The organism is Candidatus Hakubella thermalkaliphila (assembly GCF_013281975.1).
Lineage (GTDB): Bacteria > Actinomycetota > Humimicrobiia > Hakubellales > Hakubellaceae > Hakubella > Hakubella thermalkaliphila.
Genome location: NZ_BLRZ01000338.1, coordinates 1 through 920, shown reverse-complemented (window position 1 = coordinate 920; position 920 = coordinate 1). Strand labels below are relative to the sequence as shown.

Genomic DNA, 920 nt, shown 5'->3' with positions numbered 1-920 from the left:
GCAAGCGGAAGGCTGGCACGAGCCGTATGAGTTGAGAGGCTCACGTACGGATCTGTGGGGGACTGGAGGTGAGATTCCTCCGGTCTACCCGGCGGTGCTTGAAGTTAATGCTCCCGTCAAGCCCATCTTTTTGGAATGCGCAGTAACCCCATCTTCTCACCTACTTTCATAGAAATACTTCAGCATTTTAGAATTGGCCGTCTTGAAGATGAGCTTATGGAAAAATATTCAGGAGAATGAGATTGACTGATGAGATTGATGCCGTTAAAAAGAAACATCCTTATAACCGGAGTCCCGGGGATTGGCAAGACTACCCTCATTAAAAAGATTGCTGAGGAATTAAAGGCTTTTCATCCTGTGGGCTTCTACACCACAGAGATAAGAGAAGCAGGGATTCGCAAAGGATTTGAGCTGGTAAGCCTGGATGGAAGAAGGGGGATTCTTTCTCACACTGATATAGAAAGTCCTTACAGGGTAGGCAAATACTGGGTTGACCTTAGAGGCTTTGAATATTTCCTTGACTCCACCGCCTTTTTAGATCCCTCAACTGCCATTATTATCATTGATGAGATTGGAAAGATGGAATGTCTATCTCCTAAGTTCAAAAAACTGATAAAGGCGATATTAAATTCTGAAAAATTAGTCCTTGCCACGATTGCCCTGAAGGGTAGTGGACTCATTGAAGAGATAAAAAGAAGACAGGATATTAAACTCTTTGAGATGACTCAAGATAATAGATACTCTCTACTACTGGAGATTCTAAAAGAGACTAAGGCAATATTATCCGAGATACCATAGTGTTTAATTTTTCAGCAATTTCATATAAATTCGTCAACAAAGGTTTACTGCTATTGCTATAGGGTACCAGGAGCCGTCTATCATTTCCTCATGCTATAATGGTGGCATTGAAAGTTTTATGA

1 protein-coding gene is annotated in these 920 nt (G+C 41.6%); it reads left to right on the top strand.

Annotated features, from left to right (window positions below; translation table 11 throughout):
* Window positions 1-249 precede the first annotated feature (249 nt).
* Window positions 250-798 carry an NTPase gene (locus tag HW443_RS12000; protein ID WP_258189934.1) on the top strand — a complete coding sequence of 183 codons (549 nt, stop codon included), beginning with the start codon at window positions 250-252 and terminating at the stop codon, window positions 796-798.
* Window positions 799-920 lie beyond the last annotated feature (122 nt).